We start from the raw sequence: 5,628 nt of genomic DNA, 5'->3' as shown, positions 1-5,628 counted from the left end.
CCAACTGGCCATCGCTCAACGGAACTTCAGGAGCAACATCCGAACACCCGGACACCTCCGCGCCATCCGGATCCACACCGCCGAACCCCAGCACCACCGAAACACCACTGTCCGCCAGCATGAACTCCCGCCGCTCCAACGGGTACTCCGGATCCAGCGGGACATACGCCGCCCCCGCCTTCCACACCGCCAGAATCGACGCGACCATCTCCACACCGCGCGGCAGACACAAACCCACCACCGACTCCGCACCCACACCCCGCGCCACCAGCAGCCGCGCCAGACGGTTCGCCCGCGCGTCCAACTCCCCGTACGACACCTCCACGCCCTCACACACCACCGCCACCGCATCCGGCGACTCCACCACCCACCGCGCGAACGCCACCGGCACCAGCACCCGAACCGGCTCGTCCGCCCCCCTTCCCTCGCCCAACAGCAGCCCGCGCTCGTGCTCGTCAAGCACCTCCACCTCGCGAAGCGGGGTCTCCGGCGCACCGGTCATGGCCTCCAGGACCCGCAGCAGCCAGCCGGCGATCCGCTGCGTGGTGCCGTCGTCGAACAGGTCCGCCGCCGCGACCAGGGAGCCGCGCAGCCCGGCCGGTCGGCCGTCCTCGTCCAGGATCTCGGCGAGGCTGACGTCCAGGTCGAACTTGGCTGCCGCCAGGCCGGTGCCGAGCGGCTCGACCTTCAGCTGCCCGGGCCCGTCCGACGCAGGTCGGCCGGTCGAGGGCGAGGCGGTGTTCTCCAGGGTGAGCATCACCTGGAAGAGCGGGTGCCGGGCCAGTGAGCGGACCGGCGCCAGTTCCTCCACCAGCCGTTCGAACGGGACGTCCTGGTGCGCGTAGGCGCCCAGACCCGCGGTCCGGACGCGTTCCAGTACCTCACCGAGCGTCGGGTCGCCGGACAGGTCGGTGCGGACCACCAGGGTGTTGACGAAGAAGCCGATCAGGTCGTCGAGCGCCTCGTCGGTGCGTCCGGCGACCGTGGTGCCGATCGGGATGTCCGTTCCGGCGCCGAGCCGGTGGAGCGTCACGGCGACCGCGGCCTGCAGCACCATGAACAGGGTCACGCCCCGTTCCCGCGCCACCGACAGCAGTTTCCCGTGCAGTTCGGCCGGCAGGGCCAGCGGCACCTGCTGCGCCCGGTGCGAGGAGGTGGCCGTCCGCGGCCGGTCGGCCGGCAGCGCCAGTTCCTCCGGCAGTTGGGCCAACGCGTCGCTCCAGTAGGCGAGTTGTGCCGAAAGCAGACTGTCCTCGGCCTGGTCCGTGCCGAGCAGTTCGCGCTGCCACAGGGCGTAGTCCGCGTACTGGACCGGCAGCGGCGTCCACTCGGGGGCGCGGTCGGCGGCCCGGGCCGCGTAGGCGGACCGCAGGTCGCGGGTCAGCGGGCCGGTGGACCAGCCGTCACCGGCGATGTGGTGCATCAGCAGGACCAGGACGTGTTCCTGCGGTCCGACCGCGAACAGGGCGGCCCGCAGCGGAATCTCCGTGGCCAGGTCGAAGCCGTGGCGCACCGCATCCGCGACCGCCGCGTCCAGGTCCGCCGCCGCCACCCGGGTGACGGGCAGCTCGAAGCCGGTCTTCCCGATCGGCAGGACACGCTGACGGGGATTGCCGTCGTCGGCCGGGAACACCGTGCGCAGCACCTCGTGCCGCTCGATCACGTCCCGCAGGGCCGCAGCGAGCGCGGCCCGGTCCAGCTCCCCGGTGAGCCGCAGCGCCACCGGGATGTTGTAGGTCGCGCTCGGCCCCTCCAACTGGCCCAGGAACCACAGGCGTTGCTGGGCGAAGGAGAGCGGCACCCGTTCCGGCCGCGTCATCCGGACCAGCGCGACGCGGCCCTGGGTCGCCTCGCCCAGCCAGGCGGCCACGCCGGCCGGGGTCGGGGTTTCGAACAGTACCCGGATCGGCAGCTCGACACCGAGCACCGTCCGCACCCGGCTCACCAGCCGGGTCGCCAGCAGCGACTGCCCGCCGAGGGCGAAGAAGTCGTCGTCGACACCTACCCGTTCCAGCCCGAGGACCTGGGCGAAGGCCTGGCAGACGAGTTCCTCCGGCAGGCTCGCCGCGGCCCGGCCGGCGCCCGCGAGTCCCGCGTGGTCCGGGGCGGGCAGGGCCTTGCGGTCGAGCTTGCCGTTGGCCGTCAGCGGCAGTGCGTCCAGCACCACCACCGCCGAGGGGACCATGTGATCCGGGAGGTTCCGGCGGGCATGGTCGAGCACCGCCGCCGGGAGCGGACCGGTGTCTGCCTCCTGGTCGGCCGGCACCACGTAGGCGACCAGTCGCCGGTCACCCGGAACGTCCTCGCGGGCGATGACGGCGGCCTGTGCCAGCTCCGGGTGGGCGGCCAGCACAGCGGCGACCTCGCCCGGTTCGATCCGGTAACCGCGGACCTTGACCTGCTCGTCGGCCCGGCCGACGTACCTGAGCTGTCCGTCCGCGCCCCATCGCGCCAGGTCCCCGGTGCGATACATCCGGGCCGCCGGCTCGAACGGGCACGCCACGAAGCGCTCCGCCGTCGCCCCCGGACGGCCGGCGTAGCCGCGCGCGAGCTGGGCGCCGGCGATCCAGAGCTCGCCGGCCACGCCCACCGGCACGGGTTCCAACCGGTCGTCGAGCACGTACAGCCGGGTGTTGGCGATAGGTCGACCGATCGGCACCGATTCGCCGATCGGCTGGCCGGCCGTCACCTCGAAGACGCAGCAGCCGACCACAGTCTCGGTCGGGCCGTACTCGTTCACCAGCACCGAGCCCGGCACCCGCTCCAACCACGCCCGCACGTCGGCGCCGGCCAGGGCCTCACCGCCGACGATCAGACGCCTGGTGCTTCCGGCCACCTGGTGGGGGGTCAACAACTCGGACAGCAGCGGCAGATGACCCGGTACGGCCTTCACCAGTCCGAACCCGTCGGTGGCACCCAGCAGTTCGGCCAGGCCCTCGGCGCCGCCGGCGCGGCTGACCGACACCGCCGAGCCGGTCACCAGCGGGAGCAGGATGCTGGTGACCGTCAGGTCGAAGGAGAACGAGGAGTGCAGCGGCGCGCCGCCGCCCTCGCGCATCCCGTAGGCGTCGGCCGCCCAGGAGACGTAGTTGGCCAGGCCGCCGTGGGTGACCTGCACGCCCTTCGGCGTCCCGGTCGAGCCGGAGGTGTACATCAGGTACGCCAGGCTCCGCGGGTCGGGCGCCGGTGCCGGGGCCTCGGTGGGGGCGGCAGCCAGGGCCGCCCGCACCTGCGGGCCGTCCAGGGCAACCGCGCGTACGCGACCCGCCGGCAGGTCCTCCAGCAGGTCGGCAGTGGTCAGCACGAGCCCGGCCCGGCTGTCCCGTAGCATGAAGGCCAGCCGGTCGGCCGGGTACTCGGGGTCCAGCGGCAGGTACGCCGCACCGGCCTGCCACACACCCAGCAGCGCGACCAGCAGGTCGGCGCCGCGCGGCAGGCAGAGCCCGACCAGGTACTGGTCTCCGACGCCCGCCGTCCGCAGGTAGTGGGCGATCCGGTTCGCCCGTTCGGCCACCTCGGCGAAGGTCAGCCGCAGGTCGCCGTCGACCACCGCGACCGCGTCGGGCGTGCGGGCCGCCTGGGCGGCGAACAGGCCGGGCACCATCACCTCGGGCCGAGCGGTGGCGGTGTCGTTCGACTCGTGCAGCAGCCGACGGCGTTCGGCTGCGCCGAGCACGCCCAGCCCGCGCACCGGGCTCTGCGGGGCCTCGTCCAGCGCCGCGGTGAGGTTGTCGACGGCCGTCTGGAGCAGGGCGCAGACCTCGGCCGGATCGGCGGGGGCCAGCGCCTCCACCGTCAGCACGAAGTCGGAACCGGTGTCACTGATCGACAGGTTCAGCGGGTAGTGGGAGCGCTCGCGGGAGAACAGCGTGGCGGTGCCCTCGATGCCCCGGTCGGACCCGCCGCCCTGGCCCCCGCTGTGCCGGTAGTTGAGGATCGCGGTGAACAGCGGGCTGCCGCCCGGCACCCCGCTCACCTGCTGGGCGAGTGCCAGCGGGGCGTGCTCGTGGGCGAGCAGGTCGGCGAGCTGGCGCTTCATCCCGTCCAGCGCCTCCGCGACGCTTGCCGAGCCGAGCTTCACCCGGACCGGCAGCGTGTTCAGGAACAGACCGGGGACGCGGTCGGAGCCGGCGCCGGAGTTCATCCGGCCGAACAGCACGGTGCCGAACATCACGTCGTCCCGACCCGACACCGCACCCAGCACCCGCGCCCACGCCAGGTGGAACACCGTCGCCGGGCTCACCCCGTGCGAACGGGCCAGGGTACGCAGGCGGGCCGCGGCCCCGGCGTCCAGCAGCAGTTGGGCGCGCTCCGCGTCGGTGCCGTCGCCGTGGATGTCGAGCAGACCGTACGGGGCGGTGGTCTCCTCGACGTCGCCGAGCAGCTCGGTGAAGAACCGCTCGTACTCCTCGCGGGGGACGCCCAGCCGGGCCTGAGTGACGAAGTCGCGGAAGGGCAGCGGCTCCGGCAGGCTGTCGTCCGTCCCGGACAGGAACGCCCGCAGCTCACTCTGGAGGACCGCCATCGAGGTGTGGTCCTGGACCAGGTGATGGATCGTCAGCAGCGCCAACCAGCCGTCACCACCGGGCTCGGCCGCGACCGCCACCCGCAGCAGCGGCGCCCGGCCCAGATCCATGCGCTCCGCGCCCACCGCGAGCAGCTCCTGCACCGGATCGACCGCCTGCGCGTCCAGCACCACCTCACGCACCGGCAGCACCACCTTGCGCGAGACCACCTGCAACGGCTCCGGCAGCCCCTCCCACACGATCGCCGTGCGATAGATGTCGTGCCGGTCCACCACCCGCTGAAGAGCGGTCAGGAACGCATCCAGCCGGTCCCGGGAGTCGAAGCCCACGACCATCGGCGCCGCATACACATCGGCTCCGCTCCCGCCATCCTGAGTGGCCATCAGATGGTGGAAGAAGATGCCCTCCTGGAGCGGAGCCAGCGGATACACGTCCGCCAGGTTGGCCGCGCCGCCCTCGACCCGGCCGACGATCAGATCCACAGCCGCCCGGTCGAGCTCGACCAGCGGCAGCATCTCCGGCGTGATCTCCCGCGCACCCTCCGGAATCAGATTCCCCGGCACCACCACCGGCTCCGGACCCGCCACCGCCGCCACACCCGCCGGCGTCGGCGTCTGGAACAACGCCTTCACCGACACCGACAACCCGCGCGCCCGCAACCGCTCCACCAGCGACACCGCCAGCAACGAGTGCCCACCGAGCGCGAAGAAGTCGTCGTCGACACCGACGCCGTCCAGCCCCAGCACCTCCGCGAACACCGCGCAGACCAACTCCTCCTGCACACCCGCCGGCCCCCGGCCCCCACCCGCACCGAACTCCGGCGCGGGCAACGCCCTGCGGTCCAGCTTGCCGTTCACGGTCAGCGGCAGCGCATCCAGCACCACCACCGCCGAAGGCACCATGTACTGCGGCAACCGCCGACCCGCGAACTCCCGCGCTTCGGAGGAGATTTCGGCATCCGCCTCGTCGGGCACCAGGTAGGCCACCAGACGCAGGTCACCCGACGCGTCCGCACGGGCCACCACTGCCGCCCGCGCCACCCCCGGGCACTCCGACAGCACAGCGGCCACTTCATCCGGCTCGATCCGGAAGCCGCGAATCT

At 72.9% G+C, this 5,628-nt stretch carries 1 protein-coding gene; it reads right to left on the bottom strand.

The window, feature by feature from the left end; genetic code table 11:
• Window positions 1-5,596, bottom strand: a 5,596-nt coding sequence (locus tag AMK19_RS38400) for a non-ribosomal peptide synthetase (RefSeq protein ID WP_158071992.1), incomplete at its 3' end; no start/stop codon positions are given.
• Between the last annotated feature and the right edge of the window lie 32 nt (window positions 5,597-5,628).

The organism is Kitasatospora sp. CB01950 (genome assembly GCF_001905465.1).
Lineage (GTDB): Bacteria > Actinomycetota > Actinomycetes > Streptomycetales > Streptomycetaceae > Kitasatospora.
This window is presented reverse-complemented; position numbering and strand designations above follow the sequence as displayed.